Here is a 25,707-nt window from a genome sequence, read left to right as displayed (position 1 = left end):
ACGATTCGCAAATGAGCGGCGGAGTTCCCTCTCCCACCGACGGTGGGGGAGGGTTAGGGAGGGGGCACCCGTCGCTTGAACTTAACCTTCAGCTCACCACGTCCCCGCCGGGCTGGGGTCGCCATGGGCGCCGGCGGCCGGCTCGTGGTGGGCGAGCCAGCGTTCGGCCTCAAGCGCGGCCATGCAGCCCATGCCGGCGGCGGTGACCGCCTGACGATAGACCTTGTCCTTCACGTCGCCGGCGGCGAAGACGCCCGCGATGTCGGTGGCGGTCGAATCGGGGGCGGTGATGATGTAGCCCGACTCGTCCATCTTCACCTTGCCCTTGAAGACGCCGGTCGCCGGCTCGTGGCCGATGGCGACGAAGACGCCGGTCACCGGGATCACGCGCTCGTCACCCGACTTGACGTTCTTCACGCGGACGCCGGTGACGTTGCGCGGGTTGCCCATGGTGCCGTCGCCCTCGCCGACGATCTCCTCCACCGTGCTGTCCCACACCACCTCGATCTTCGGGTGGCGGAACAGGCGGTCCTGCATGATGCGTTCGGCGCGGAAGCTGTCGCGGCGGTGAATGACCGTCACCTTGGTGGCATGGTTGGTCAGGTACAGCGCCTCTTCGACCGCCGAGTTGCCGCCGCCGATCACCGCGACCTCTTTGCCGCGGAAGAAGAAGCCGTCGCAGGTGGCGCAGGCCGACACGCCGAAGCCGCGATAGATCTCTTCGGTCGAGATGCCGAGCCAGCGCGCCTGGGCGCCGGTGGCGATGATGACGCTGTCGGCGGTGTAGGTGTCGCCGCTGTCGCCCTTGCAGACGAAGGGACGCTGGGTGAAGTCGACGTCGGTGATCAGGTCGAACACCATCTTCGTGCCGACATGCTCCGCCTGCTTCTGCATCTGCTCCATCAGCCAGGGGCCCTGGATCGGATCGGCGAAGCCGGGGTAATTCTCCACATCTGTGGTGATCATCAGCTGGCCGCCCGGCTGCATGCCCTGGACCATCAGCGGTTCCAGATTGGCGCGCGCGGCATAGATGGCGGCGGTGTAACCGGCCGGGCCGGCGCCGATGATGAGGACCTTGGTGTGGTGCGTGGTGGCCATGGGTCTGATCCCGCAGTGATCGGCAGAAGGGAGTTCGCGATTGGAACGGTTCTAGAAGCCAAACATATGGTCGAGGCTGAAGGCGCTGTCACCGGCGGCAAGGCAGCCATGGTAGCCGAACAGGCGGCAGGTGGTGTCGCGAATCAGCACATAGGCATGCTCGCCAGCCGCCAACCGTTCCGCTTCCGAAAACATCTCGTGATAGCGCCAGAAGCGTGAGCCGCCGCAGGGGATCGCCAGCCGTTTGCGCGCCACTTCGACGCCATCGCGCCGCACCAGGATCAGGCTGGTGTCGGAGGTGTCATGCCACCGGGTCGAGGCAGGATAGACGAGGTGGCAGAGCGTGTCCCACGGGTCGGTGCCCAGCCGCAGGAACAGGCGGGTCGACAGGCCGGGCGGCCGGCCATGGTAGCTCTGCGGCTCGTCGCGGTAGACCATCGCCATGTTGAACATGTGGCTGCCGAAGCTGGTCTCCGCCACATGGCCGGTCGTTACGTCCTCGTAACGGACCAGCGCGTGCAGCCAGCCGTCGGCGATCGTTCCAGCTTCGAAATCATAGACCAGTTCGACATGGCCCCAGCCGTCAACGACGGACTTGTCGGCGACCAGCCCGGACACGTCCAGCGCCACGCTGTCGGACCGCTTGAGGTTGCCGAAGCGGTGTTCGGCGATCTCGACGCCGTTGCGGTCATAGACGACGGCCTTCACCGGCAGCTCGGTCTGCGCCGTGCTCATCGGCGTCGGCAGCAGAATGGTGCGCCAGCGGCTCATCGGCAGCAACGGCGCCGGCAGGATGTGGCCCTTGCCGACGACGCCCTTGTCCATGGCGCCACCGGTCAGTTGCGGCAACTTGGGGTCGGGTTTCAGGTCGGTGCGCTCGACATTGGCATGGGCCATGCGGCGGCGGCCGTCGGCGGCGACGATCTCGTAGCGCGGACGGACGAAATGCTTGCCGGCCTGAACCTCGAACTGCTGCGGCCAGCGTGCCTCGGGGAACAGGCTGGCGACGTCCAGCTCGACGGTGGCGAAGGCCGGGACCGTCTGGTCGAGCCTGCGGATGTCGGCCGAGCCCATCAGGTTCAGGCCGACGGCGCCGGCCGGGATCGGCGTCGGGTGGCTGTTCTGGATCCACAGGGTCACCCGCTCGCCCTCGCGCGGGGCGGGCAGCCCGGCATAGAGGTCGGCCGGCCATGCGTTGGCGTCGTGGGTGCAGGACAGCACGCTGTCGTCGTCGCCATAGGTGTCGAGGGCGTATTTCACCACGTCATGCCCGGCGGCGCCGATGACGTGCAGGAACAGCGAGCCGCAGAAGTCGGACAGGTTGAAGCGCTCGCGCACCTGCCGGCTGTCGATCACCACGGTGCCGTCGGTCGGCGGCATCGGCTCCGTCCAGTCGGCGATGGGGCGGCCCTCGCCGTCGAACAGGCAGGCCCACAGCCGGGTGCCCTTGGCGCCGTAACGCGGCCAGTAATTGGCCGACACCACGCGGGTGTGGTGGCCGTCGCCGTCGCGGAACCAGGCGAAGTTGGTCGCCCAGTTGAACTTCGACAGGTAATGGCCGGGGTCGTTCAGCATGTCTTCCGGCACGCGCATGGCGTCGAGCGAGACGACGCCGGCCTGCTTCGGGATCAGATGCGCGATGTGGCCTTCCAGCCGCTGGGAATCGAAGGCGACGACGAAGACGGTGCGGGCGCCGCTGGACGGCAGGTCGGTCACCGGGCGGGCGGCGTGGCCGAACACCTCGCGGCCGACCTGCTCCACGTCCTGGACATAGATCCCGCCGATGTCGATCGACGACAGGTCATAGAACTCCGCCAGCCCCGACAGCAGGCCCAGCGGGTCATAGACCGCCACCGGTCCGAAGGAGGCCAACCGCGCGATCAGGATCGCGGCCTTGGGCGCCGCCAGCGGGTGGCCCACCGCCTTGAAGAAGCTGGAGCCGCCGGTGACGTTGGAAAAGGTCTCGATCCGAAGGGGCATGAGGACACACACACGCGAAAGCAATGCCAGGGCGTCGGTTATAGCCCCTTCGGCCGGGCGGGCGACAGAGATTTGCGGACGAACCCAATTTGTCCGGGGGCCGGGCGTCACATGAGGGCCGCAGGAGCGCCGTATGGGGCGCCGCCGGAGTGTCCGCCCGAAAATCGCCTCTTGTCCAAGAGCGGGTTTCGATATATCTAAGTTTTCGTTATATCGAAACTGCATCAAGAGAGGGTTCCATGTTTCGGCATCTGTTTCACAATCACGGCCGCCGCTTCTCGCGTCCGGAGTTCGACGACGAGATGGCGGAGGGTCGGGGGGAAGGGCGCGGCCGGCACGGGCGCCACGGTCATCGCGGCGGCTGGGAAGGCTGGGGCGGCCATGGCAAAGGCGGCCGGGGGGAGCGGCGCATCTTCGACCATGGCGACCTGCGGCTGGTCCTGCTGTGGCTGATCGCGGAGAAGCCGCGCTCCGGCTATGACCTGATCAAGACGATCGAGGAGATGGTCGGCGGCGCCTACAGCCCCAGCCCCGGCGTCGTCTACCCGACCCTGACTCTGCTGGAGGAGCAGGGCCACATCCGGGTCGGCGCCACCGAGGGCAACAAGAAGCTCTACGAGATCATGCCGGAGGGCACGGCGGCGCTGGCGGCGGCGGAGCCGACGGTGGCGGCGGTGCGCGAGCGCATCGCCCATGCGAAGGCCTGCCGCCAGCGTGAATCCTCGCCGCAGATCGTCCGCGCCGTCGAGAACTTCAAGATGGCCCTGCGGATGCGCCTGTCGCGCGGCGACCTGACGACGGAGCAGACCCAGGCCATCGCCGACATCATCGACAATGCCGCCCGCAGCGTCGAACGCATCTGACCGGACAGGAGACGATGACCATGGCCGCATCGACCGCGCGCATCGCGACGCCGAACGGGCGCCGCTACATGACCCAGCTGTGCAAGCATTGGGCGCACAAGTTCGAGGTCGTTTATGACGAGACCCAGGGCCTCGTCCCCTTCGGTCCCGACAGCCGCTGCCGCATGGCGGCCGACGATGCGGGGCTGACCCTGACCCTGGAGGTGGAGGAGTCCGGGCAGATGGAGCGCATGCAGGGGGTGGTGATCGACCATCTGAAGCGCTTCGCCTTCCGCGAGGATTTGGGCGAGGTGGCCTGGACCGGGGTGGGGTGAGGCGCATTTTCCCGAATCTGTCTGCGACAAATCCTGTTGAGAATTACCGCGCCGACGGTGTAAAACGGCTCTTAACCAACAGGCGGGAATGGGAGAGAAGGCGGTTTCCCACCGCCGGGCCGCCCATGGACAGATCACCGGGAGTCGTTCGTGATGCTCCGCATCTCCAAGAAGCTGATGTTCGCCATCGAGGCGGTCCTCGACATCGCCTACAACGCGGGCACCGAGCCGGTGCAGTCGGGGGAGATCACCCGGCGCCAGGGCATCCCGAAGCGCTATCTGGAACAGGTGCTGCAGCAGCTGGTGCGTGAAGGCGTGCTGGCCGGAGTGCGGGGCCCGCGCGGCGGCTACCGGCTGGCGCGGGAACGGCGGCGCATCACGCTGGGCGAGATCGTCAAGGTCGTCCGCGCGATGGAGACCGCCACCGATCCGATCGAAGAGCCGGCCGGCTCCGTGCTGGGCCATCAGGTGGTGCGCCCGCTGTGGGGCGAACTGCAGGAAGAGTGCATGGCGAAGCTCGACACCATCACCATCGAGGATCTGTGCATGCGCGCGCGCCGCGCCGGGGTGGAGAGCGAGACCGAGGACCGGATCGACTTCACCATCTAGCGCGATCGGGACGGGTTGGTGCGGATGGCCTGAAGACCCCACTTGCCGTTTGCCCCACTTGCCGTTTGACAGTGTCCCTGTGCTGGATAATGCTCCTCCCGGGGTGTTGAAATCACACATAACACAAATTTCAGAGGTGGAATCATGGCTGCACCGGAGTTCCGCGGCAAGATCTACGACAGCATCCTCGACACGATCGGCGCCACGCCGCTGGTGCGGCTGGACCGCCTCGCCGCCGAGGCGGGGGTGAAGGCCCAGATCATCGGCAAGCTGGAGTTCTTCAACCCACTGGCCAGCGTCAAGGACCGCATCGGCCGCGCCATGATCGAGGCCGCCGAGGCCGCCGGCACCATCGCCCCCGGCCGCACGACGCTGGTCGAACCCACCTCCGGCAACACCGGCATCGCGCTGGCCTTCGTCGCCGCCGCCAAGGGTTACAAGCTGATCCTGACCATGCCGGAAAGCATGTCGGTGGAGCGGCGCAAGATGCTGAAGCTGCTGGGCGCCGAGCTGGTGCTGACCCCGGCGGCGGAGGGCATGAAGGGCGCCATCCGCAAGGCGGAGGAGATCCTGGCCGCCGACCCGAACGCCTATCTGCTGCAGCAGTTCAAGAACGCCGCCAACCCGGCCGTCCACCGCGCCACCACGGCGGAGGAGATCTGGAAGGACACCGACGGTCAGGTCGATTTCCTGATCTCCGGCGTCGGCACCGGCGGCACGCTGACCGGCACCGCCGAGGTCATCAAGGCGCGCAAGCCCTCCTTCAAGGCGGTGGCGGTGGAGCCGGAGGACAGCCCGGTCCTGTCCGGCGGCATGCCCGGCCCGCACAAGATCCAGGGCATCGGCGCCGGCTTCGTGCCGGAAATCCTGAAGAAGGAGCTGATCGACGAGGTGGTGCGCATCTCCAACCAGCGCGCCTTCGAGACCGCCCGCGACGTCGCCCGCCTGGAAGGCGTGCCGGTCGGCATCTCGTCCGGCGCGGCGCTGGCCGCGGCGCTGGAGATCGGCGCCCGTCCGGAGAATGCCGGCAAGCAGATCGTCGTGATCCTGCCGTCCTTTGCCGAACGCTACCTGTCGACCGCCCTGTTCGAAGGTCTGGAGTAACACTGCGCCCGTGCGGGTGGGGGCGATCCTTGCCCCCCACTCGCAGCTTCGGTTCGCAGCTTGGCGGCGAAATTCCGGCCCGAAATTTGACGGAATTCGCCCTTTCGGCTAATCTTCCCGGTGACCGCACCGCCGTTCCGTCCGTGCCGCCGCCGGGGAGTGACCGCCATGACGGATATTACCGCCGCCACCTATGTTCCGAACCTGTCGAGCAGCGCCTTCTCCCAGTTGAAGGGGAAGACGACCAAGATCGGTTCGGACGGTGCCAACGCCGACACCCAGACCTTCACGGTCAGCAAGTCCGGCGAGTTCAATTTCAAGATCAACAACACCTTCACCAACGTCGAAATCCGCAACGACCGCAACGAGGTGGTGACCACCATCCGGTCGAAGGAATCGGCGGCGGACGCCAGCGCGCGGCTGGGACCCGGCACCTACACGGCGACCTTTTCTCAGGCCAACCGTGCGGCCGGCGTGCGCGATTATTCGATGGACGTCACCGAACGGCAGAACGTCCTGGTGACCGGTGGCGGCGCGACCTTGAAGGGCACTGCCCAGCCGCCGGCGAACGGCGACACCGGTGTCCAGAAGCACACCTTCAACGTCGTGCAGGGCGGCACCTTCACCGCCGACATCTCGCTTCCCAACACGCGCTGGGCGATGATGGACAAGGACGGCAAGGTGGTGGCCGCCAGCGACTCGGGCAAACCCGATGCGCAGCAGACCTTCCTGCAGAAACCGACCTACAAGCTGGAACCCGGTCAGTACACGATGGTGGTGGTGCCGCCGGGAGACCTGGAGAGCCCGACCGATTTCCGGTTGAGCCTAATCCCGCGCAATCCGAACCTGACGGACAGCGGCACCAACCAGGAAAGCGCCATCCAGAAGACGCTGCGCGAACGGCAGGACCGGCTGCGCCAATGGGCGTCGGAAGCGAAGCCCACGACAACCTCCACCAAAGCATAACGGGACTGGGGCCTGACAGGATCGGGGCCTGACCGGCGGCGCTGCCGGCTTGCGGAAAACGCGGCATCGAATGTTGCTGCAACGGCCCGTCCTTGCGCTATGCTGCGGGCCATGGACTTCACGGATACCCAGCTTCACCGCTATTCCCGCCACATCGTGCTGCCGGAAGTCGGCGGCATCGGCCAGGAAAAGCTGTTGCGTTCCAAGGTGCTGGTCGTCGGTGCCGGCGGCCTGGGCGCGCCCCTGCTGCTCTATCTGGCGGCGGCCGGCGTCGGCACCATCGGCATCGTCGACGACGACACGGTCGACCTGTCGAACCTGCAGCGGCAGGTGATCCACGACGAGTCGTCGCTCGGCCGCCCGAAGGTGGAGAGCGCCGCCGCCCGCATCCGGGCGCTGAACCCCGATGTCCGGGTCGAGACGCATCGGACGCGGATCAGCCGCGACAACGCGATGGAGCTGATCGCCGGCTATGATCTGGTCGCCGACGGGTCGGACAATTTCGCCACGCGCTTCCTGCTGAACGACGCCTGCTTCCTGGCCGGCAAGACGCTGGTGTCGGCGGCGATCCTGCGCTTCGACGGGCAGCTGACCACCTTCAAGGCGCATCTGGGCGCGCCGCACCCCTGCTATCGCTGCCTGTTCCCGGAACCGCCGCCGCGCGGCACCGTGCCGTCCTGCTCGGAAGGCGGGGTGCTCGGGGCGCTGGCCGGCTCCGTCGGCTCGCTGCAGGCGACGGAGGTGCTGAAGGAACTGCTGGGGCTGGGCGAGAGCCTGTCGGGCAGCCTGCTGATGATGGACACGCTCTATGCGTCCTATCAGCGCATCTCCATCAAGCGGGATCCCGACTGCGCGCTTTGCGGCGATCATCCGACGATCCACGACCTCTCCGCCCACTGACGGGCGCCACGGCAAAGACGGGAGGCGGCCGATCATGTCCACCACCATTTCCGGAACCACCGCCGGCGGTACGTCGGCTTTATCCATCGTGCTGTTCGCCGGCGGCTTCGACCGCGTCCATTACGCGCTGGTGATGGCCAGCGCCGCGGCGGCCACCAACCGCAAGGTCACGCTGTTCTTCACCGGGCGCGCCCTGCGCGCCCTGGTGCATGAGACGGAGCCGGGGGTGTTGGGCTGGCACGATCTGGACCCGGCCGATGATGGCAGCACGCCGGTGGCGCGCGACCGTTATTTCGCCACCCATGGCCTCGCCACCTTCGAGGAGCTGCTGGAGGCCTGCGTCGCCATGGACGTCACGGTGATGGCCTGCGAGATGGGGCTGCGCGCGCTGGGGCTGCCGCCCGGCGTCTCGCTGCGCGCGGATGTTCCGGTCGCCACCGGCGGCGTCGTCACCTTCCTAAACGAGGCGCCCGGCGGCAGCGCCATGCTGTTCGTTTGAAACCGTTGGAACGGACATGAGCGACAACCGCGAGATCCTCGACCTCGCCAACCGGTTCGAGTCGATCGCCACCGACGGGTTCGAAGGGCGTCCCTACCGGCCGGCGCTGTCCGACCTCGCGACCCGTGTGCGGGAGCGGCCAGGGATGGCGCCGCGCGTCGCCCATGCGCTTGGGATCATGATCCAACTGATCGGCGAGAGCGATCCCGAGGGGCGGTTCGCCGCCAAGATCGCCATCCTGCGCGAGGCGGTGGGGCTGCTGAGCGACGCCTGAGGTCAGCGCAAGGCAGCCATGCGTCACGCTGGAGATGTGTGCCCCGTCATGGGGGCGATGACACTCCAAACGAGGATGAACACCATGGCTTTCCGTTTCACCGTCGCCACCGATGCCCCGTCCCTGTACGCCACGCTGTTCGCCACCGCCAAGGCCATCCGCGGCAGCGGCCTGCCGACCGGGCTGATCCACCTGATCGACCTGCGCGTGTCGCAGATCAACGGCTGCGCCTATTGCATCGACCTGCACACCAAGGAAGCCCGCCACGACGGCCAGTCGGAAGAGCGCATTGCCGCCCTTGCCGGGTGGGAGCGGTCGGACCTGTTCCTGCCGGACGAGCGCGCCGCCTTCGCCTGGGCCGAGGTGCTGACCCGCACCCAGCATGACCGCATCGACGACGCCTATCGGGACCTGCAACGCCATTTCGACGCCGAGCAGATCGCCCAGCTGACGGTGACGGCGGCGCAGATCAACGCCTGGAACCGTGTCGGCATCGCCCAGCATGTCGAGGGCACCGCCGTCGGGATGGCGGCGTGACGGCGCTGGCCGACCCGGACACCGCGCTCGCCGCCTTCGCGGGCGAGCGGGCGCGGCTGCGCGCTCTGGCCTACCGGCTGCTCGGTTCGGTGGCGGAGGCGGAGGATGCGCTGCAGGATGCCTGGCTGCGCTGGTCCGCGGTGGCGCCCGGCAGCGTCGGGTCGGCCCCCGCCTTTCTGACCACGCTGGTGACGCGGCTGGCGCTCGACCGGCTGCGCTCCGCCCGGGTGGCGCGGGAGCGCTATTACGGGCTTTGGCTGCCCGAGCCCGAGGTCGCCGATTGGGATGACGGGTCGGAGGACGGAGCGGAATCCGAGTCGGTGCCGCTGGCGATGCTCCTGCTGCTGGAACGGCTGGCGCCGGACCAGCGGGCGGTCTTCGTCCTGCGCGAGGCGATGGATCTGGATTACGCGGAGATCGCGGCGATGCTCGGCAAGTCGGTCGAGGCCTGCCGCCAGATCATGCGGCGCGCCCGTGCCCGCATGGCCGAGCCGTCCGCCGCGATGGCCGATCCGGATGCCGGGCGTCGTCTGGCCGCCGCCTTCGCCGAGGCCAGCGTGCGGCGCGACTATGCCGCCATCGTCGCCCTGCTGTCCGACGACGCCCAGTGGCTGAGCGACGGCGGCGGGATGGTGCGGACGGCGGTCAAGCCGCTGTTCGGTGCCGACCGCATCGCCCGCTTCCTGATCGGCGTCCAGCGCAAGCGCGCCGTCAGCTTCCAATTCGTGCCGGTGCGGGTCAATGGCGGGCCGGGGCTGCTGGCCGAGCTGGGCGGGTCGTTCCGCAGCGTGCTGGCCTTCGACATCGCTGATGGTCGAATCCTGCGGGTCTATCAGGTCGCCAATCCGCAGAAGCTGGAACGGGTGCGGAGCTTTTAAGCCGTCGCCTCGTCCAGCCAGCGGTCGAGCGCGGTCAGATCGACCGGGCGGGGCAGGATGGGGAATGGCAGGTTCGGCATCCGCGGGCCGGTCATCAGGATGCGCGTCTGCGGATAGAGCATCGCCGCCAGCGCCGCGGCGCGGTCGCCCTCGTCGCCCTCATGGTCGAGCGGCAGCAATGCCACGACCGGCGCCTCCGCCCCGATGAGGGTCAGGGCCTCCAGCGCATCGGCGGTCTGCGAGACCTGGAAGCCGCGGCCGGACAGATGCCCGGCCAGCGCCTCGCGCTGGATGCGGTCGGCATCGGCGACCACGGCGCGGCGCCCGCCGTAACCCGGCATCCGGATGTTCGCTTCGATGCTGAAAGCCACGTTTCCCCTCCGTCCATCATGTTTTTATTATGGACAGACGGAGTATGCGGATGGTTGGCCGGGTTGTAAACCGCCGCTACCTGTGGTTCGACCTTCGTCGAATACGGACCACTTCGCCCTTGTGCATCAGCGCCAGCATCGGCAGGTCGCTGGGATGGTTGCCATAGCCCCAGGTGGCGGCGACCGGGCCGTTGCCGGCGATCCAGCCGGTCACCCGCTCCGCCTTGTCCAGCCGCACGCAGTTGGCGGTGCTGAGCCGGCCGGTCAGTTTGCCGTCCACCACCTCCATACCCGTCGCCAGCAGGTCGTCCACCTCCAGCCCGCGCAGCAGTGCCGGCATGTAGAGGTCGAGCGCGCCGGTTGCGACCACCACGCGGCGGCCCTGCTGGCGATGCTCCTTCAGCACGTCGAGCATCGGCTGGTGCCAGCGCACGCGCGGGACCATCCGCTCCGCCGCGGCCAGCGCGTCGGCCACCGGCAAGCCGCGCAGGGTGCGCTTCAGGTAGATCGCCTTGACCGAGCCCGGAAAATCGCAGCCCGGCCCACGGCCGCGGACATGCCGGTGCAGGGCCGACCGGATGGCGTCGGCCAGCGCCAGGGCGGCGCGGCGCCGGCCGATCACCTCGCCGACGAACATCGGCAGGCTGTCGCCGTGGATCAGCGTTCCGTCGAAGTCGAAGAAGGCCACACCGGCCGGCCCGGAAACCAATGGCCCGGAGATCGGCGAATCGGGAGCCGTCGCCAGCAGCGGCGCGGGCGGCGTGAGGCTGATCCGGGGCTCGATGCCGCGGGGCGGAACGGACGTCGTTTGCATGACCATGGTTATCCGGCCGGCGCGGTGCGGCAGGCAAGGATTTTCAAGCGGACTCCAGCCAAGTCGACCCCGGCGGCGCCGATCAATGCAGCATGGTGGGGCCGCAGGGCGTTTCGAATAGCGGTCCGTCCTCCGCGTCCTCCGCCGACCCGTCGTCGGATGCGAATTCCGGCCCGGCGGTGTCGTCCACCTCCTCCAGCTGGGCAATCAGGTCGCCTGACGCTTCCTCCAGCCCGGCCTTGACGGCGATCAGCAGGTTGATGATCTCGCCATTGTCCTGTTCCAGGCTGCGGACCCGCTCTTCCAGCCGGTCGATGCGGCGCATCAGCAGGTCGGACAGGCGGTCCAGCCGTTCGAGGACGGGGTCGGGACCCGAGCCTGCGGCGTTGGCTGCGGTCTTGGGAATGTCCGGCCCGGCCGTGCTTGGCGGGCTTTCGGGCCGGGCGTCGGGGCGTCGGTCTTGGCGATTGTCGGGACGATCATCCATGGTGCGGCCGGTTCCGGTCAGTGAGGTTTGCTCCTCGCCTAACCTTGGGCCAGCGGCCGGCAAGGTCCAGCCCGGCACCCGATGCACCCCGCAAGCGATGGCCGCCTGACCCGCCCGTCACGCGTGTGGAGATTCCGGAGAAGGGAGAGTCAGCCGGCACCCCTTGTGCGCATCGCCAGTAAGTTCCGTATACAGTTAAGACTCAGATTTATCAGTGCGGCGTTTGCGAGGAACACCGTACAGTTCCAACCGATGGCCGATCAGGTCATAGCCAAGTTCGCGGGCTATGCTTTCCTTCAGCCGTTCCATCTCATCGTTGGTGAACTCGATCACTTCCCCTGAGTCGACATCGATCAGATGGTGGTGATGATCGGTTCTGGTCTCTTCGTAGCGTGCACGGCCGTCACCGAAATCAAGCCGGTCGATGACGTGCGCCTCCTCGAACAGTCGCATCGTGCGATAGACTGTGGCGATGGAAATGCGCGGGTCGATGGCGGATGCACGGCGGTGCACTTCCTCCACATCGGGGTGGTCCGTCGCCTCCGACAGCACGCGCGAGATCACGCGGCGCTGGTCGGTCATCTTCAATCCCTTCTTCACGCACAGTTCTTCAAGGCGCGAGGGCATGGACATCCCCTGTGTTCCTGTCTTTGTTCGATGGGCGACGCTTCGCCCCTCCGGTCTCCCTGATCCCCGGGAACGCCAGCACCGAATGCCGACCGGATGTTGCATCCCGGCCGGCCCTTCGCGGCATCCCGAATATCCGAGCAATATACTGTGTTTCGGACGCATTCTCAAATACCCACGCCCCCGCCGGACGGCCGAGCGGAAGAGGCTTTGCCGGCCAAAGCCATAGTACTTTCAGGCTATCGGTCGGCGGGGACGGATGATTGGAACGGAAACCAATTGCTCATAATCCCCTGCTAGGTTTTGCCGGACAAAGCGCCGTGCAGTCCGGGACGGCGCCTGATCGGACGTGACCATGCCGGACGGGGAGGGGGAGGAGCCGCAATGACGCCATTCGATGTCCCGCCTCCCGTCCTGAAGATTCCGGGGGAGCCGGCCATGGACGAACCCGCCTTCACCGCCGCGGGGCTGGCCGTTCCGGTGCCGCCGCTGACCCTGGACCAGGAGTGTGCCGCCGCGCTCGCCCGCTTCCAACGCCAGCCGGAGCTTGCCGCCCTGCCGGTGGTCGACGGCGACGGCCGCGTCGCCGGGCTGCTGGAGCGTGGCCGGCTGCTGCCGGACGGCGGGGGTGAGGGGGGCGGCCGGCGGCTGGTCTCCGACGCGATGGATCCGCATCCGCTGCTGATCGAAGGGGCGACCCCGCTGGCGGAGATCGGGCGGCGGCTGGCCAAGCTGAAGCCGGCGGCGCTGGTGACGGGGTTCCTGGTGGCGGAGCAGGGCCGCTATCTCGGCGTCGGCACGGTGACCGGGCTGATGGCGCGCTCGGCCGAACAGACGGAGCTGCGCGCCCGCCAGTTGGAGGAGGCGCGCCGGCAGGCTGAGCAAGCGATCCGGGCCAAGACCGCCTTCCTTGCCAACATGAGCCACGAGATCCGCACGCCGCTGACCGCGATGATGGGCTTCGCCGAGTTGCTGGAGCAGGAGGTGCTGGGGCCGCACGCCATCCCGCTCTATCGCGAATATGCCCGCGACATCGCCGAGAGCGGCCGGCACCTGATGGAACTGATCAACGACCTGCTCGACCTGTCCAAGGCCGATGCCGACCGGCTGGAACTGGTGGATGGCACGGTGGACGTGGTGCGGGTGACGATCGGCACCGCGCGGCTGCTGGCCGAGCGGGCGTCGCGCCATGGCGTGAGCATCGCCACCGAGGTGCCGCTGGACCTGCCGCCGCTGCGCGCCGACGAACGCAAGCTGCGCCAGATGCTGCTGAACCTGCTGTCGAACGCGGTGAAGTTCACCCCGATCAATGGCGTGGTGACGCTCGGCGCCCGCATGGCGGCGGATGGCGCCTTGTGGCTGTCGGTGCACGACACCGGCATCGGCATGACCGGGGAGGAACTGGGCAAGGCGCTGGAGCCCTGGGGGCAGGTGGACAGCGCGCTGGCCCGCAGCCAGATCGGCACCGGCCTGGGACTGCCGCTGACCAAGCGCCTGATCGAACTGCATGGCGGCCGTCTGGACGTCGTCAGCCGCCGCGACGAGGGCACCACCATGTCGCTGGTCTTCCCGGCCGAGCGGGTGGGGCGGGGGTAGAATGTAAAAGCCCCCTCCTCCAGGGAGGAGAGGGCTTTTCCATCAGACTTTCCTGTTCAAGGCGAACCTTACGCCAACCCCTTCTCCATCGCGCTCGCCAGGCGGCGGGTGAAGGCGGCGGGGTCGGGCAGGGCCTCGCCTTCGACGATGCGAGCCTGATCAAGCAGGAGCCAGGCGGCATCCTCCAGCGCGTCGGTGGCGCCGCTGCCCTTGGCCCGTTCGGCCAGCCGCTTGATCAGGGCGTGGGACGGGTTGATCTCCAGGATGCGCTTGCCGACCTCGCCGTTCAGCTGCTTGTGCTGCTTCAGCAGGCGCTCCAGGTGCATGTCCATGTCGTTGTCGTCGGCCACCAGACAGACGGCGCTGTCGGTCAGGCGTTCGGACTTGCGGACATCCTTCACCGCGTCGGACAGGGTCAGCTTCAGCAGGGCCAGCAGGTCGGTCAGCTCGCCCTCCGGCGTCTTCTCCTCCGGCTTCTCGGCCTCTTCGCCCTTGATCTTGCCGAGATCGGCACCGCCGCGGGTCACCGACTTGAACGGCTTGCCCTCATAGACGCCGACCGACGGCATCCAGAACTCGTCGACCGGATCGGTCAGCAGCAGCACCTCGACGCCCTTGGCCTTGAAGCCTTCCAACTGCGGGCTGCGCAGCAGGGTGTCGATGTCGTCGCCGCTGATGGTGTAGATGGCGTCCTGGCCCTCCTTCATGCGGGCGACATACTGCTCCAGCGACACCAGCTCGTCGCCGGCGGTGGTGCGGAAGCGCAGCAGCTTCAGCAGATCGTCCCGGTGCTCGTAGTCCTCATAGAGGCCTTCCTTCAGCACCGCGCCGAAGTTTTCCCAGAAGCTGTCGTATTCGGCCGCGTTCTCGGTGTCCTTGGCCTTCTTCGACAGTTCCGACAGGACGCGCCGGGTGATGCCGGCCTTGATCTTCGCCAACATCGGGTTGTGCTGCAGCATCTCGCGGCTGATGTTCAGCGGCAGATCCTCGCTGTCGACCACGCCGCGCAGGAAGCGCAGGTAGGGCGGGATCAGCCCTTCCGCCGCGTCGGTGATGAAGACGCGCTTGACGTACAGCTTCACCCGGTGGGCGCGCTTGGGGTCGAACAGGTCGAACGGCTTGGTCGAGGGCACATAGAGCAGGTTGGTGTATTCCAACGCCCCTTCGGCCCGCCAGTGCAGGGTCAGCCACGGATCGTCGAAGGCGTGGCCGACATGGTGGTAGAATTCCTTGTACTGCTCGGCGGTGATCTCCGACTTCGACCGGGTCCACAGGGCCGACGCGCTGTTCAGCGCCTTGGCATCCTCACCCTCGCCGAACAGGATCGGGATGGCGATGTGGTCGGAGTATTTGCGGACGATGCCGCCGAGACGGGCTTCGTCGAGATACTCGTCGTCGCCTTCGCGCAGATGCAGGACGATCTTGGTGCCGCGCGACAGGCCATCGGTCTCGGCGATGGTGAACTCGCCCTTGCCGTCGGATTCCCAGCGCCAGCCGGTGGCCTCGCCGGCCTTGCGGGTCAGCACGGTGACCTTGTCGGCGGCCATGAAGGCGGAATAGAAGCCGACGCCGAACTGGCCGATCAGGTTGACGTCCTTCTTGCCGTCGCCCTTCTCCGCACCTTCCAGCGACTTCATGAAGGCGGCGGTGCCGGAGCGGGCGATGGTGCCGAGATTCTCGACCAGATCCTCGCGGTTCATACCGATGCCGTTGTCGGCGACGGTCAGGGTCCGCGCGTCCTTGTCGACCAGCAGGCGGACCTTGAGGTTCGGATCGTCGGCCGAGAGTTCGGGCTGGGTCAGCGCCGCGTAGCGCAGGCGGTCGCAGGCGTCCGACGCGTTGGAGACCAGTTCGCGCAGGAACACTTCCTTCTCGCTGTAGAGCGAGTGGGCGACGATGTCGAGCAGACGGCTGACCTCGGCTTGAAAACTGAGCCGTTCCTCGGTCATGGGGGCACCTTCGTTGGTTTTGCACGGGTGGGCGTCAAGACGGCGGAGATATGTGAAAGCGTCTCCGCCGTTCAAGAGGCTTGTGGCGTGCAACCGCGGGAGGTGTGCGGTTAGGTGTCGCGGTGGCGGTCTTGTGGCGGGTGCCCCCTCCCCATCCCTCCCCCGCTTCGCGGGAGAGGGGGTAGGACGCTTGTTGGCGTGGCTTTGTGCCGAAGCGGCGGCAGTTCCCTCTCCCGCGAAGCGGGGGAGGGTTAGGGAGGGGGCACCGAGCCTGACGTTTTCCCTTACTTCTTCTTCTTCGGCTGTTCCGCCGGGGCCGGAGCCGCTTCGCCGCCGCCGGCCAGCAGCGGGGTCATGTCGGCGCCGTTCAGCAGGAGCTGGCCGGCCTCCGTCAGGTCGATCTTGTAGGTGCGGACGTCGGCGCCGGTGTCGTCCTTGCCGGGCTGGCCCATGGCCTGGACCATCGCCAGACCGCCCAGCAGATCCTGGGTCTCCTTGTCGGGCTTGGCGCCGGGGGCCGGCTGCATCGCCTTCACCGCGGCGTCGATGCCGCGCAGCAGGACGGTGGCGCCGCCGGTGACGCCGAAGGCGGCCTGGGTGGCGACCTTGACCGCGCCGTTGGCGGTGCCGGCCGTCGCCGGGGTGTCGAGGTTCAGCGCGTCGATCCGCAGCTCCGTCCCGGCCTCGCCCATCGCGGCCATCGCCTGCTGCATCACCATCTCGGAGGAGGGCGGCGGCGGGGCGGCCTTGGTCTTGGCGCCCTTCTTCGGCTGGGTCTCTTCGGCCTCGGCGGCCTTGGCCAGCTCGGTGAAGGCCTTCCACAGGGCGCTGTTCGGCAGCTTGGCGACCGACAGCTTGACCTCGAAGGCGCGTGGGGTGAAGGCTTCGGGGGCCGGCGACGGCGTCATGGAGAAGTCGCGCGCCTCCATGCCCATGCTGACGGTGGACAGCGCCTGATCCAGGTCGGTCAGGCCGCTGCGGAAGGCGAGCTGGCCGAGAGAGACCTGGGTGCCGTCCTCGGGATTGACGAAGGACAGGTTGGACAGGCGCATCGCGCCGCTGATGCCGCCGAACATGCCCTGGAGCTTCGGCAACAGTTCCGCGCTGGTCGGCGCCACGCCCTTGGCGGCGGTCTGTTCCGACAGCTTCTGCAGCGCGCTGACCTTGGTCAGGTCGACGCGGGTGTAGGTGGCCTCGGCGGTGACGCCGCCGATCTTCGCCAGCTCCTTGTTCTTGTCGTCCTTCACCGACAGGCCGCCGAAGGCGAAGGCGGCCGGGCCGCTCCACAGGGTGGCGCCGCCGGTCCCGGCCTCCGGCTTCAGGTCCTGGACCATGGTCATGGAGGCGACGGAGATCTTGCCCTTGCCGTCGGCGGCGCTGACCGCGATGTCGTTGTAGGCGGCATCGACCGTCAGCAGCGTCTCCAGCGTGCCCGACCAGGTGCTGGTGAAGGACTGCTTGCCGATGGAGATGGTGGCGGCGTCGACATACTCGTCGTTGTCGTCGAGGTTCTGCACCTTGATCGCGCTGGGCAGCGTGATCGCCACGCCATACTGGCCGTCATCCTTCGGCGTCACCGACAGCAGGACGGTGCCGATGTCGAACAGCGTGCCTTCGGCATCCTCGGCCGACAGGCGGGGCAGGGCGACGTCGTAATGGTCGCCGGCCGGCTTGACGGTGGGCTCGCCCTGCCATTCGAAGCCGATGCCCTCGCCATCCTCGCTGGGCGGCGGGAACCAGCGGGGCAGGTCCTTCTTCAACGAGGCGGCGAGCGCCTTGGCCCCGGCGTCGTCGACGGCGGGGGCGGCCTGGGCGGGCGACCAGCCGGCGACCAGCGCCAGCATGCCGCCGGCGATCAGGGCGGGCCTCAGGGAACGGACCGGCAGGGCCGGGACGGGCGAAAGACGGCTGAGACGCATCGAGGAACTTCTCCCGGGTACGATTTGGGAGCACGTTAAGCTTGATACGCGAGGCCGGTCCATGCCCCTGATGAGCCAAAACCCAAGAGGCGGTTAAAAATCCAGGTCGGCGTAGTGCTTGGGTGGCGGGCAGCCGGTGATGTTGTCGGCCAGCAGCGCGCGGAAGCTGGGGCGCGACTTGATCCGGGCGTACCAGTCCTTGGCCTCCGGACTGCGGTCCCACGGCACGTTGTCGATATAGTCCAGGCAGGACAGCTGCGCCGCGGCGGCGATGTCGGCCAGGGTGAAGACCGACCCGGCCAGCCAGGGCCGCCGTTCCGACAGGAAGGCGATATAGTCGAGATGATAGGTGACGTTGGCCAGCCCGGCGCGAATCGCCGGGGCGAAGGGGTGGCCCTGGCCGGACAGCCGCTTGATCAGCTTCTCGCCCACCAGATTCTCGGTCACCTCGCGGTCGAACTTGTTGAGGAACCAGTCGGCGACCCGCCGCACCTCGGCCCGCGCCGCGATCTCGCGCGGCAGCAGGGGGGTGTCGGGATAGGCCTCCTCCAGATATTCGATCACGGCGAGGCCGCCGGCGACGACCGTCCCGTCCTCCTCCACCAGAACCGGAACCTCGGCGGCCGGGTTCAGCTTCAGGAAATCGGTGCGCCGCTCCCATGGCCTTTCGACCACGGGTTCGAAGGGCAGGGCCTTCTCGGCGAGCATCACGCGCGCGGTGCGCGACAGGGCGTGGATCGGGTGGTGGTACAGGGTTCGCATGGCGGCGCGACTTTACCGCAACGCCGCAAAGGAAAACAGCCTGCGCATCCGGGCCTGCGGGTCTCGTTGGGGGTGGGTCGGCGGGGCAGGCGGCAAGCGGTTCACCCCATCCGCGACAGGCGGTAGAGCACCAGCGTGTCCGGCTGGTCGGAGGGGGGCGCCACCGGCGTCCAGCCGTTGCGTTCGTAGAAGGCGCGGGCGGCGGCGTTGCGGGCGGCGCAGGCCAGCTCGACCGGGTGGGGGCCGCCGCGCAGCAGGGCCAGCGCCTCGCGCAGCAGGGCGGAGCCGATGCCGCGCTTGTGCCATCCGGGGTCGATGAACAGGTTGTGGATGACGCCGGCCTGGGGATCGAGCGAGACGAAGCCGACCACCGCTCCCTCCGCCTCGGCGACCAGCACCGAATCCTCGCGCACGCAGTCGTAATAATCGTCCAGACCGAAGCGGTCGGCGGGTTGCCAGGAGAAGGCTTGGCGGCGGCCGTGCAGGAAGATCTCGGCACAGCGTTCGGAGTCGGCGCTGCGGGCGGAACGGATCGCGATGCGCACCCCTTCCCCGGCCGGCATGCCTTCCTCCTTCTGCCCGTTGCGCCCGATCCTGAGGATCAACCGGATCTCCGGTCAGAGTATTCCACCGCCGGGGCGTCCGGGAACGGTCCTTTCGTCCTGTCCGGAAAATGGAGCGTTCAGCGCGTCGCCTTGTCCCCGGCCGCCTTCCCGGTGGCGGTCTTTTCGGCCGGGGGCTTCTCGGCCGGGGGCTTTTCGGCGGGAGGCGTGTCGGCGGGGGGCTTCCCGTTCGCGGCCTTCTCGCCGCCGGCGGGGGTGGTGTCCGTGCCGGTCCCGGTCCCGCCGGTGGGCGCCCGTGCCGGTTCGTTGGCGGCGTTGCCGAGCAGGCCGGCCTCGCGGTAAAAGCGCTCCGCCCCCGGATGCAGGGGAACCGAGACGTTGGCGACCGCACGGGCGGGATCGAAGTTGCGGCCCTGCGGGTGGCCTTCGGCCAGGACGCGGCGGGTGTTCTCGTGCCACAGCGCGCGGACGATGCCATAGATCAGGTTGGGATCGCGGTCGGCGCGGGTCAGCAACTCCGCCCCCAGGCTGAGCGTCGGGGTGGGGGCGCTGCCGGGGTAGGCGTTGGCGGGGATCTCGTGCTCGATGTAGAAGCGCTGGGTCCGCAGCAGCCGGTCGGCGGGCTCGCCGTCCAGCGGCACCAGCCTGATCGGCACCCGCGCCGCCACGTCGGCGACCGCCGCCACCGGATAGCCGCCGACCATGAAGAAGCCGTCAAGCTCGCCCTTCGCCAGCCGGTCGGCCGCCATGCCGGGCTTCAGGTAGAGCGGCGTGATCGTGCTTTCCGACAAACCGTAGGCGTCCAGGATCAGCCGCGCCTCCACCAGCGTGCCGGAGCCCTCCTCGCCCAGCGAGATGCTGCGGCCCTTCAGGTCGGTCATGCGGTCGATGAAGCCGTCGGAGCGGACGACGACCTGGATCGCCTCCGCATAGAGCATGCCGAGCGAGCGCAGTTCGGTGAACGGGCGCTTGCCGGTGAAGCTGCCGGTGCCGCTGTAGGCCCAATAGGCGACGTCGGCCTGGGCGAAACCGGCCTCCACCGTGCCGGCGCGCAGCATCTCGACATTGTCGACCGAGCCGTTGCTGGCCTGTGCCACCACGATCAGGCCGGGAATGCCGCAGCTTCCCCCCTTGTCGCAGGGGCGGGAGCCCGGCGGGTTGGAGATGGCGTTGGCGATCAGCCCGCCGATCGGGAAATAGGTGCCGGCGGTGGTGCCGGTGCCGATGCGGAAATAGCGCAGATCCTGCGCGGCGGCAGGGCCACTCAGCAGCAGGCCGGCGGACGGCAGCAGCGGCGCCAGCGCCACCCCGCCCAGCAGGCGGCCCAGCAGACGGCGGCGGGTCAGGGTGGGCATCTGGGAGGCGGACATGTCGGGACTGTCCCGAAGTCCCGGTGAGGGGAGCCCCGGCGGGGTAAGGCAGGCTTTGGCGACTGCGCGGGGCACCGGGGCGTTCCGTTCGTCTGGCCCGTTGGTCCCGGAAGGGAGGGGCGGGGCGGGAAGGAGGGGCGTGTCCTCAAAGATTTCCGCGCAACCCCGTCATTTCAAGGCGCAACCGGTCAAATCACGCCGACGAGGTCAAGAACGCCGGCGACTGCTACCGCACCGCCACACAGCCGCACCGCGCGCTCTGACTCGGCCTGCGTCACCGCGACCGACAGCCCCAGCCCGCCGCAGGCGACCAGCATCAGCCCGGCGGCGAAACCGGCCCAATAGAGCGGCGGTCCCTGGTGGGCATGGCCGTGGAACACGGCAGCGACCGCGGCGATCAGCACCGCCAGCACGGCCGGCGCCCGTACCCCCAGCGCCACCAGCGACCCGACCACCAGCAGCGAGGCGGCGAGGCCCGGTCCGGCATAGGGCAGCCGAACCCCCATCTGCGCGGCGAAGCCCGCCGCCAGCGCGGCGGTCACTGCGGCGGCCGGAACCTGCCACACCGCGGTGCCGCCGGCCTGTCCCGCCCACATGCCGATGCCGAGGATGCCCAGCAGATGCTGCAGCACCCACACCGGCGTGGTCAGCCCGGTGCCGAAGGCCCCCGTCAGCGTCGTCATGCGCCCGCATCCCCCATCCCGTGTCGCTCCGGCAGCCGGTATGGCGGCTGAGGCGGGGCGGGGTCAAGCGGTCAGGCTCCAGGTCGGGGAGGGGAGAAGGCTACCGCGCCAGCGGGTCACCCCACTGCCGCAGGTCGTTCTCTCGCTTCATCAGATCGCGCTGGCCCAGCGGGTCGAGCCGCCCCATCGCGTCGTCGGTGCGCATGCGGTCGACCTCCGGCCGGATCAGGTCGCGCTTGAAGGCGTCGGTGGCGCTCTGGGACGAGGGCGGCGGCGGCACCGGGATCGGGCGCGGCGGCTGGGGCAGGACGGCCGGGTCGGGCGGGGGCGACGAACTGCCGCGGCGGCGCTTGGGCGGCGGCCGGTCGGTGTCTCCCGAGTCGCGGCGTGCTTGCGGCTCTTCGGCCTGCCGGGCCTGAGCCTGGGGAGCGGGCTTCGAGTCGGCGCGCGACTGCTCCGCCTGGATCTGGCTCCAGGTCCGCCGCTCGCCGCCGGGAATCACCGTCTGCTCGTGGATCGGCGGAAAGGCCTGGGCACGGCCGGGCATTTCGTCGCGCAGGTCCGGTGGCGCACAGGCACCGGCCGCCAGCAGGAGAACGAGCGGAGCCAGACGGCGGGCGGGGAACGGGAGATGTGGGGTCATTGATTGAATGTCGGCACTGCTGATCGTTTCGGCAAGATGACCCCAAAGGAGGGACTCCCCTTGCGGCCAAGCCAGCGCTATGATGTTCTTTGTTTGTTCTGAATTGTTGAGTTTCGTATGACGCACCTCCCTCGCCACCCGCACGCTTCTCCCTCTCTCCCCCGGGGAGAGGGTCGGGGTGAGGGGGATGCGCGGCGGGACCTTCAGGAAGATCCTGCAACGCACCCCCCTCACCCTAACCCTCTCCCCGGGGGAGAGAGGGGATCTCAATACGGTCAGGAGAGTGGTTCTTGCGGTAGGTTGGAGAGAAGCCGTCGCCGCATCCTCGCCCTGTGGCTCCCACGCCTATCCACCGACGCGCGGGAACGGCTCATGCCGCCGGACCTGCGCGCGCGTCCCCTGGCCCTGCTGCGGACGGAGCGCCAGCGGCGGATGGTGGTGGCGGTCAACCGGGCGGCGGCGGTGCTGGGCATCGCTCCCGGCCACACGCTCAGCGATGCCCGCGCGCTGGAGCCGGCGCTGGAGGTGGCGGAGGCGACGCCGGAGGCCGATTCGATCCTGCTCGGCCGCATCGCCGACTGGGCGCGGCGCTACAGCCCCTGGACCGCGGCGGACGAGCCGGACGGGGTAGTGATCGACATCACCGGCTGCGCCCACCTTTTCGGCGGCGAAGCGGCGCTGGCCGCCGATCTCACCGGCCGGCTGCGCGCCGCCGGCTTCGCCGCCCGCGCCGCCATCGCCGACACCCCCGCCGCCGGCTGGGGGCTGGTGCGGTTCGGCAATCCGGAAGAGCGGCGGCGGGAGGCGCTGGACGGCCTGCCGCTGGCCGCCCTGCGTTTGGCCCCGGAAATGGTGGAGGGGCTGCATGCGCTGGGCCTGCGCCGGATCGGCGACCTGCACGCCATGCCGCGGGCGGGGCTGGCGGCAAGGTTCGGGGGCAGGTTGCTGCAACGTTACGATCAGGCCTTTGGCCGGCTGGACGAGCCGATCTCGCCACGCCGGCCGGTGCCGGACCATCGCGAGCGCCTGACCTTCGCCGAACCGATCGCCACGCCCGAGTCGATCGCCGGAGCGCTGCGCCATCTGCTGGGCCGGCTGTGCAAGGGGCTGGAGGCGGCGGGGCAGGGCGCGCGCCGGTTGCGGCTGGACGCCCACCGCACCGACCAGCGGGTGGACGACGAGCCGCAGAGCCTGACGCTCGGCACCAGCCGCCCGACCCGCGACCCGGCGGTGCTGGCCCGGCTGTTCGCCCCGCTGCTGGAACGGATTGAACCAGGGTCGGGGCCGGGGCCGGGGCTGGAAACGCTGGTGCTGTCGGCGACCGAGACCGGGCCGCTGTCGGCCGTCCAGACCGGCCTGGATGGGGAGGAGGTTGACGGCGGATTGGCCGAACTGGTGGACCGGCTGACTCTGCGGCTGGGGGAGCGTGCGGTGCTGCGGCTGGTGCCGCGGGAAAGCTGGCTGCCGGAACGCTGCGTGGCGCCGCATCCGCCGCTGGAGAGGTTGCCGGAGCCGAAGCCTTGGCCGGCGGGACAGCCGCGCCCGTTGCGCCTGCTGACCCCGCCCGAGCCGGTGGAGGCCACCGCCCCGCTGCCCGACGACCCGCCGCTGCAATTCGTCTGGCGCGGCGTGCGCCACCGCATCAGCCGGGCCGAGGGGCCGGAGCGGATCGAATGCGAATGGTGGCGCGGGGAAGGATCGCTGGGGCTGGCCGTGCGCGATTACTACCGCGTGGAGGATGGCGACGGCCGCCGGTTCTGGCTGTTCAGGGCCGGGCTGTACCGGCCGGGAGAGACCCCGCGCTGGTTTCTGCACGGGTTTTTGGGGTGAGGTGCAATTGCCCCCTCCCTAACCCTCCCCCTCTTCGAGGGAGAGGGGACTGCCGTCGCTTCGGCAGCTACGTCACGCCGCAAAGCTCCTGCCCCCTCCACCGCCGAGGGCGGGGGAGGGATGGGGAGGGGGCAAACAGGCGAGGACTTACCCCAGCCCCTTCTGCCCCATTTCAAGGAACTTCTCGCGGCGCTTGGCGCGCAGGGTGGTGCCGTCCAGGCCGTCCAGCTCGCCCAGCGACTCCTCGATGCAGTCGCCCAGCTTCTTGATCGTCTCGGCCGGGTCGCGGTGGGCGCCGCCGATCGGCTCGCTCACCACATGGTCGATGACGCCCAGTTCCTTCAGGTCCTGGCTGATCAGGCGCAGCGCGATGGCCGCCTCGCCCGCCATGTCGGAGCTGCGCCACAGGATCGACGCGCAGCCTTCCGGCGAGATCACCGAATAGATGGCGTGTTCCAGCATCAGCACGCGGTCGGCGGTGGCGATGGCGATGGCGCCGCCCGAGCCGCCCTCGCCGATCACCGAGGCGACCATCGGCACGTTCAGCCGCAGGCAGCGCTCGATGCTCTTGGCGATGGCTTCGGCCTGGCCGCGCTCCTCCGCCTGGACGCCGGGGAAGGCGCCGGCGGTGTCGACCAGCGAGACGACCGGCAGCTTGAAGCGGTCGGCCAGATCCATCAGGCGCTGGGCCTTGCGGTAGCCTTCCGGCTTCGCCATCCCGAAATTGTGGCGGACGCGCGATTCGGTGTCGTTGCCCTTTTCCTGGCCGATCACCACCACCGAGCGGCCGCGGAAGCGACCCAGCCCGCCGATGACCGCGCGGTCCTCGGCGAAATGACGGTCGCCGGCCAGCGGCGTGAAGTCCTCGATCAGGCCGTTCACATAGTCCAGGCAGTGCGGCCGATTGGGGTGGCGGGCCACCTGAACCTTCTGCGCGGGCGTGAGCTTGGCGTAGGTCTGCCGCAGGAGCTTGTCGACCTTGGCCTGCAGCTTGGCGACCTCGTCGGCGATGTTGATGTCGCCGGCGTTGGTCAGGTGCCGCAACTCCTCGATCTTGCCTTCAAGCTCGGCGATCGGCTTTTCGAATTCCAGGAAGGTCTGCATGCCGGACACGGGTGGTTGGCGAGGCGCACAAAAAAGCGCGCGCTTGGTAGCACGCCCGGCGCGCCTGCGCCACAGCGGAAAGATGCGGGACAGCCTGGGAAGGGTTCCGCGACGAACCCACAGGGTTTATCCTTATCCGCCGGGAAATTCCAAGCCTAATCGTTGCCCGGATCGTGCAAGGCGGATCGCTGCATGTCGCTCTTCCCCCAATCCTTCAAGGACCATTTCTCCGGCCATGCCGGCGATTACCGCGCCTTTCGTCCCACATATCCGCCCGGTCTGGCCGCCGCCCTGGCCGATGCGGCGCCGGCCCGCGAACTGGCCTGGGACGTCGGTTGCGGCAACGGGCAGTTCTCCGTTTCGCTGGCCGACCATTTCGCGGCGGTCCACGCCACCGACGCCAGCGCGGAGCAGATCGCGCAAGGCCAAGCGCATCCACGGGTTCGCTATGCCGTCGCCCCGGCGGAGGACAGTGGATTGCCTGACGGCTGCTGCGACCTGATCGTCGCGGCACAGGCGGCGCACTGGTTCGACCTGGGGCGCTTCTATGCCGAGGTGCAGCGGGTGGCGAAGCCGGGGGCGGCGGTGGCGCTGGTCTGCTACGGCCGGCAACTGCTCGACGATCCCGTGCTGGATCCGGTGGTGGAGCACTTCCACAACGGCACGCTGGGACCCTATTGGCCGGCCGACCGCTGGAAGGTGATCGAGGGCTATCGCGGCATGGAGTTTCCGTTTCCGGAGCTGCCGGTGCCGCCGCTGGCGATGGAGGCGGTTTGGACGCTGCCGCGGCTGCTCGGCTACATGAACACCTGGTCGGGGGTGAAGGCGGCGGCCAAGGCGCTGGGGCGAAACCCGCTGGAGGCGTTCGCCGAGGAGATCGCGCCGCTGTGGGGCGATGCGGAGACGGAGCGGCGGATTCGCTGGCCGCTGACGGTTCGGTTGGGGCGGGGGGGGGGGGAGGAGGGTT

At 68.8% G+C, this 25,707-nt stretch carries 27 protein-coding genes; 13 read left to right on the top strand and 14 right to left on the bottom strand.

Features of this window, described 5'->3' with window-relative positions:
- Positions 1 to 93 precede the first annotated feature (93 nt).
- Together trxB and TSO5_RS03930 are read right to left on the bottom strand one after the other, a co-directional pair.
- The gene (trxB, locus tag TSO5_RS03935) at positions 94 to 1,098 is read right to left on the bottom strand and encodes a thioredoxin-disulfide reductase (protein ID WP_109150346.1); all 1,005 of its coding nucleotides are present in this window, start codon (positions 1,096 to 1,098) and stop codon (positions 94 to 96) included.
- A 51-nt stretch (positions 1,099 to 1,149) separates the two neighbouring features.
- Positions 1,150 to 3,078, bottom strand: a complete 1,929-nt coding sequence (locus TSO5_RS03930) for a hypothetical protein (RefSeq protein WP_109150345.1) — start codon at positions 3,076 to 3,078, stop codon at positions 1,150 to 1,152.
- A gap of 239 nt (positions 3,079 to 3,317) precedes the next feature.
- Between TSO5_RS03930 and TSO5_RS03925 the strand changes: the two genes are divergently transcribed.
- The 10 genes from TSO5_RS03925 (at position 3,318) to sigJ (ending at position 10,022) form a co-directional block, all read left to right on the top strand.
- The gene (locus TSO5_RS03925; RefSeq protein WP_109074303.1) at positions 3,318 to 3,941 is read left to right on the top strand and encodes a PadR family transcriptional regulator; all 624 of its coding nucleotides are present in this window, start codon (positions 3,318 to 3,320) and stop codon (positions 3,939 to 3,941) included.
- 20 nt (positions 3,942 to 3,961) lie between these two features.
- Positions 3,962 to 4,255, top strand: coding sequence for a DUF2218 domain-containing protein (locus tag TSO5_RS03920; RefSeq protein WP_109150383.1), 294 nt, complete (start codon positions 3,962 to 3,964; stop codon positions 4,253 to 4,255).
- A gap of 153 nt (positions 4,256 to 4,408) precedes the next feature.
- Positions 4,409 to 4,864 carry an Rrf2 family transcriptional regulator gene (locus TSO5_RS03915; RefSeq protein WP_042701959.1) on the top strand — a complete coding sequence of 152 codons (456 nt, stop codon included), beginning with the start codon at positions 4,409 to 4,411 and terminating at the stop codon, positions 4,862 to 4,864.
- Between the two features lie 144 nt (positions 4,865 to 5,008).
- Positions 5,009 to 5,968 carry a cysteine synthase A gene (cysK, locus tag TSO5_RS03910; protein WP_109150344.1) on the top strand — a complete coding sequence of 320 codons (960 nt, stop codon included), beginning with the start codon at positions 5,009 to 5,011 and terminating at the stop codon, positions 5,966 to 5,968.
- A 168-nt stretch (positions 5,969 to 6,136) separates the two neighbouring features.
- Positions 6,137 to 6,934 carry a hypothetical protein gene (locus tag TSO5_RS03905; RefSeq protein WP_109150343.1) on the top strand — a complete coding sequence of 266 codons (798 nt, stop codon included), beginning with the start codon at positions 6,137 to 6,139 and terminating at the stop codon, positions 6,932 to 6,934.
- 111 nt (positions 6,935 to 7,045) lie between these two features.
- The gene (moeB, locus tag TSO5_RS03900) at positions 7,046 to 7,834 is read left to right on the top strand and encodes a molybdopterin-synthase adenylyltransferase MoeB (RefSeq protein ID WP_199230799.1); all 789 of its coding nucleotides are present in this window, start codon (positions 7,046 to 7,048) and stop codon (positions 7,832 to 7,834) included.
- A 34-nt stretch (positions 7,835 to 7,868) separates the two neighbouring features.
- Positions 7,869 to 8,333: a DsrE family protein gene (locus tag TSO5_RS03895; RefSeq protein WP_109150341.1), complete on the top strand. Its 465-nt coding sequence runs from the start codon at positions 7,869 to 7,871 to the stop codon at positions 8,331 to 8,333.
- Positions 8,334 to 8,349: 16 nt separating this feature from the next.
- Positions 8,350 to 8,607, top strand: a complete 258-nt coding sequence (locus tag TSO5_RS03890; protein ID WP_109150340.1) for a hypothetical protein — start codon at positions 8,350 to 8,352, stop codon at positions 8,605 to 8,607.
- A gap of 84 nt (positions 8,608 to 8,691) precedes the next feature.
- Positions 8,692 to 9,144 (top strand): carboxymuconolactone decarboxylase family protein, encoded by a 453-nt coding sequence (locus TSO5_RS03885; RefSeq protein ID WP_109150382.1) that lies wholly within the window; start codon positions 8,692 to 8,694, stop codon positions 9,142 to 9,144.
- Positions 9,141 to 10,022, top strand: coding sequence for an RNA polymerase sigma factor SigJ (gene sigJ, locus TSO5_RS03880; protein WP_109150339.1), 882 nt, complete (start codon positions 9,141 to 9,143; stop codon positions 10,020 to 10,022). Before TSO5_RS03885 ends, sigJ begins: the two co-directional genes overlap by 4 nt.
- Here sigJ and TSO5_RS03875 read toward each other — a convergent pair.
- The 4 genes from TSO5_RS03875 to TSO5_RS03860 form a co-directional block, all read right to left on the bottom strand.
- On the bottom strand, positions 10,019 to 10,393 hold the full coding sequence (locus TSO5_RS03875) for a response regulator (RefSeq protein ID WP_109150338.1): 375 nt from the start codon (positions 10,391 to 10,393) through the stop codon (positions 10,019 to 10,021). The genes sigJ and TSO5_RS03875 overlap by 4 nt on opposite strands.
- 76 nt (positions 10,394 to 10,469) lie before the next feature.
- A complete protein-coding gene (locus TSO5_RS03870) occupies positions 10,470 to 11,207 on the bottom strand; it encodes an HAD family hydrolase (RefSeq protein ID WP_109150337.1) in 738 nt (245 codons plus the stop codon).
- A gap of 82 nt (positions 11,208 to 11,289) precedes the next feature.
- Positions 11,290 to 11,694, bottom strand: coding sequence for a hypothetical protein (locus tag TSO5_RS03865; RefSeq protein ID WP_109150336.1), 405 nt, complete (start codon positions 11,692 to 11,694; stop codon positions 11,290 to 11,292).
- Positions 11,695 to 11,889: 195 nt separating this feature from the next.
- Positions 11,890 to 12,321, bottom strand: a complete 432-nt coding sequence (locus TSO5_RS03860) for a Fur family transcriptional regulator (protein ID WP_085090580.1) — start codon at positions 12,319 to 12,321, stop codon at positions 11,890 to 11,892.
- A 384-nt stretch (positions 12,322 to 12,705) separates the two neighbouring features.
- Here TSO5_RS03860 and TSO5_RS03855 point away from each other — a divergent pair, with 384 nt between their 5' ends.
- Positions 12,706 to 13,917 (top strand): ATP-binding protein, encoded by a 1,212-nt coding sequence (locus TSO5_RS03855; protein ID WP_109150335.1) that lies wholly within the window; start codon positions 12,706 to 12,708, stop codon positions 13,915 to 13,917.
- 68 nt (positions 13,918 to 13,985) lie between these two features.
- Here TSO5_RS03855 and htpG read toward each other — a convergent pair whose 3' ends face one another.
- From htpG to TSO5_RS03820, 7 genes are all read right to left on the bottom strand, one after another.
- On the bottom strand, positions 13,986 to 15,866 hold the full coding sequence (gene htpG, locus TSO5_RS03850; protein ID WP_109150334.1) for a molecular chaperone HtpG: 1,881 nt from the start codon (positions 15,864 to 15,866) through the stop codon (positions 13,986 to 13,988).
- 284 nt (positions 15,867 to 16,150) lie between these two features.
- Positions 16,151 to 17,785 carry a hypothetical protein gene (locus TSO5_RS03845; RefSeq protein WP_109150333.1) on the bottom strand — a complete coding sequence of 545 codons (1,635 nt, stop codon included), beginning with the start codon at positions 17,783 to 17,785 and terminating at the stop codon, positions 16,151 to 16,153.
- Positions 17,786 to 17,878: 93 nt separating this feature from the next.
- Complete coding sequence (locus tag TSO5_RS03840; protein WP_085087706.1) at positions 17,879 to 18,547, bottom strand: glutathione S-transferase family protein; 669 nt, start codon at positions 18,545 to 18,547, stop codon at positions 17,879 to 17,881.
- Positions 18,548 to 18,648: 101 nt separating this feature from the next.
- Positions 18,649 to 19,110, bottom strand: coding sequence for a GNAT family N-acetyltransferase (locus TSO5_RS03835; protein ID WP_109150381.1), 462 nt, complete (start codon positions 19,108 to 19,110; stop codon positions 18,649 to 18,651).
- 119 nt (positions 19,111 to 19,229) lie between these two features.
- Positions 19,230 to 20,480 (bottom strand): TAXI family TRAP transporter solute-binding subunit, encoded by a 1,251-nt coding sequence (locus tag TSO5_RS03830; RefSeq protein WP_282183483.1) that lies wholly within the window; start codon positions 20,478 to 20,480, stop codon positions 19,230 to 19,232.
- Between the two features lie 188 nt (positions 20,481 to 20,668).
- The gene (locus TSO5_RS03825) at positions 20,669 to 21,163 is read right to left on the bottom strand and encodes a HupE/UreJ family protein (protein WP_109150332.1); all 495 of its coding nucleotides are present in this window, start codon (positions 21,161 to 21,163) and stop codon (positions 20,669 to 20,671) included.
- Between the two features lie 100 nt (positions 21,164 to 21,263).
- Complete coding sequence (locus TSO5_RS03820; protein WP_109150331.1) at positions 21,264 to 21,806, bottom strand: hypothetical protein; 543 nt, start codon at positions 21,804 to 21,806, stop codon at positions 21,264 to 21,266.
- A gap of 372 nt (positions 21,807 to 22,178) precedes the next feature.
- On the opposite strand from TSO5_RS03820, the gene TSO5_RS03815 reads away from it, so the two are divergent.
- Entirely contained in the window at positions 22,179 to 23,636 is a 1,458-nt protein-coding gene (locus tag TSO5_RS03815) for a DNA polymerase Y family protein (RefSeq protein WP_247870579.1), read from the top strand.
- A gap of 147 nt (positions 23,637 to 23,783) precedes the next feature.
- On the opposite strand, the gene TSO5_RS03810 is transcribed toward TSO5_RS03815, so the two are convergent.
- A complete protein-coding gene (locus tag TSO5_RS03810; protein ID WP_109150329.1) occupies positions 23,784 to 24,740 on the bottom strand; it encodes an acetyl-CoA carboxylase carboxyltransferase subunit alpha in 957 nt (318 codons plus the stop codon).
- Positions 24,741 to 24,932: 192 nt separating this feature from the next.
- Here TSO5_RS03810 and TSO5_RS03805 point away from each other — a divergent pair.
- Positions 24,933 to 25,707 (top strand): class I SAM-dependent methyltransferase (locus tag TSO5_RS03805; protein WP_109150328.1); only part of this gene is annotated, 775 nt, incomplete at its 3' end.

It is taken from the genome of Azospirillum sp. TSO5 (assembly GCF_003116065.1).
In the GTDB taxonomy this organism is placed as follows: domain Bacteria; phylum Pseudomonadota; class Alphaproteobacteria; order Azospirillales; family Azospirillaceae; genus Azospirillum.
The sequence above is the reverse complement of the archived record's forward strand: the minus strand, read 5'-3'. Positions and strand labels throughout refer to the sequence as shown.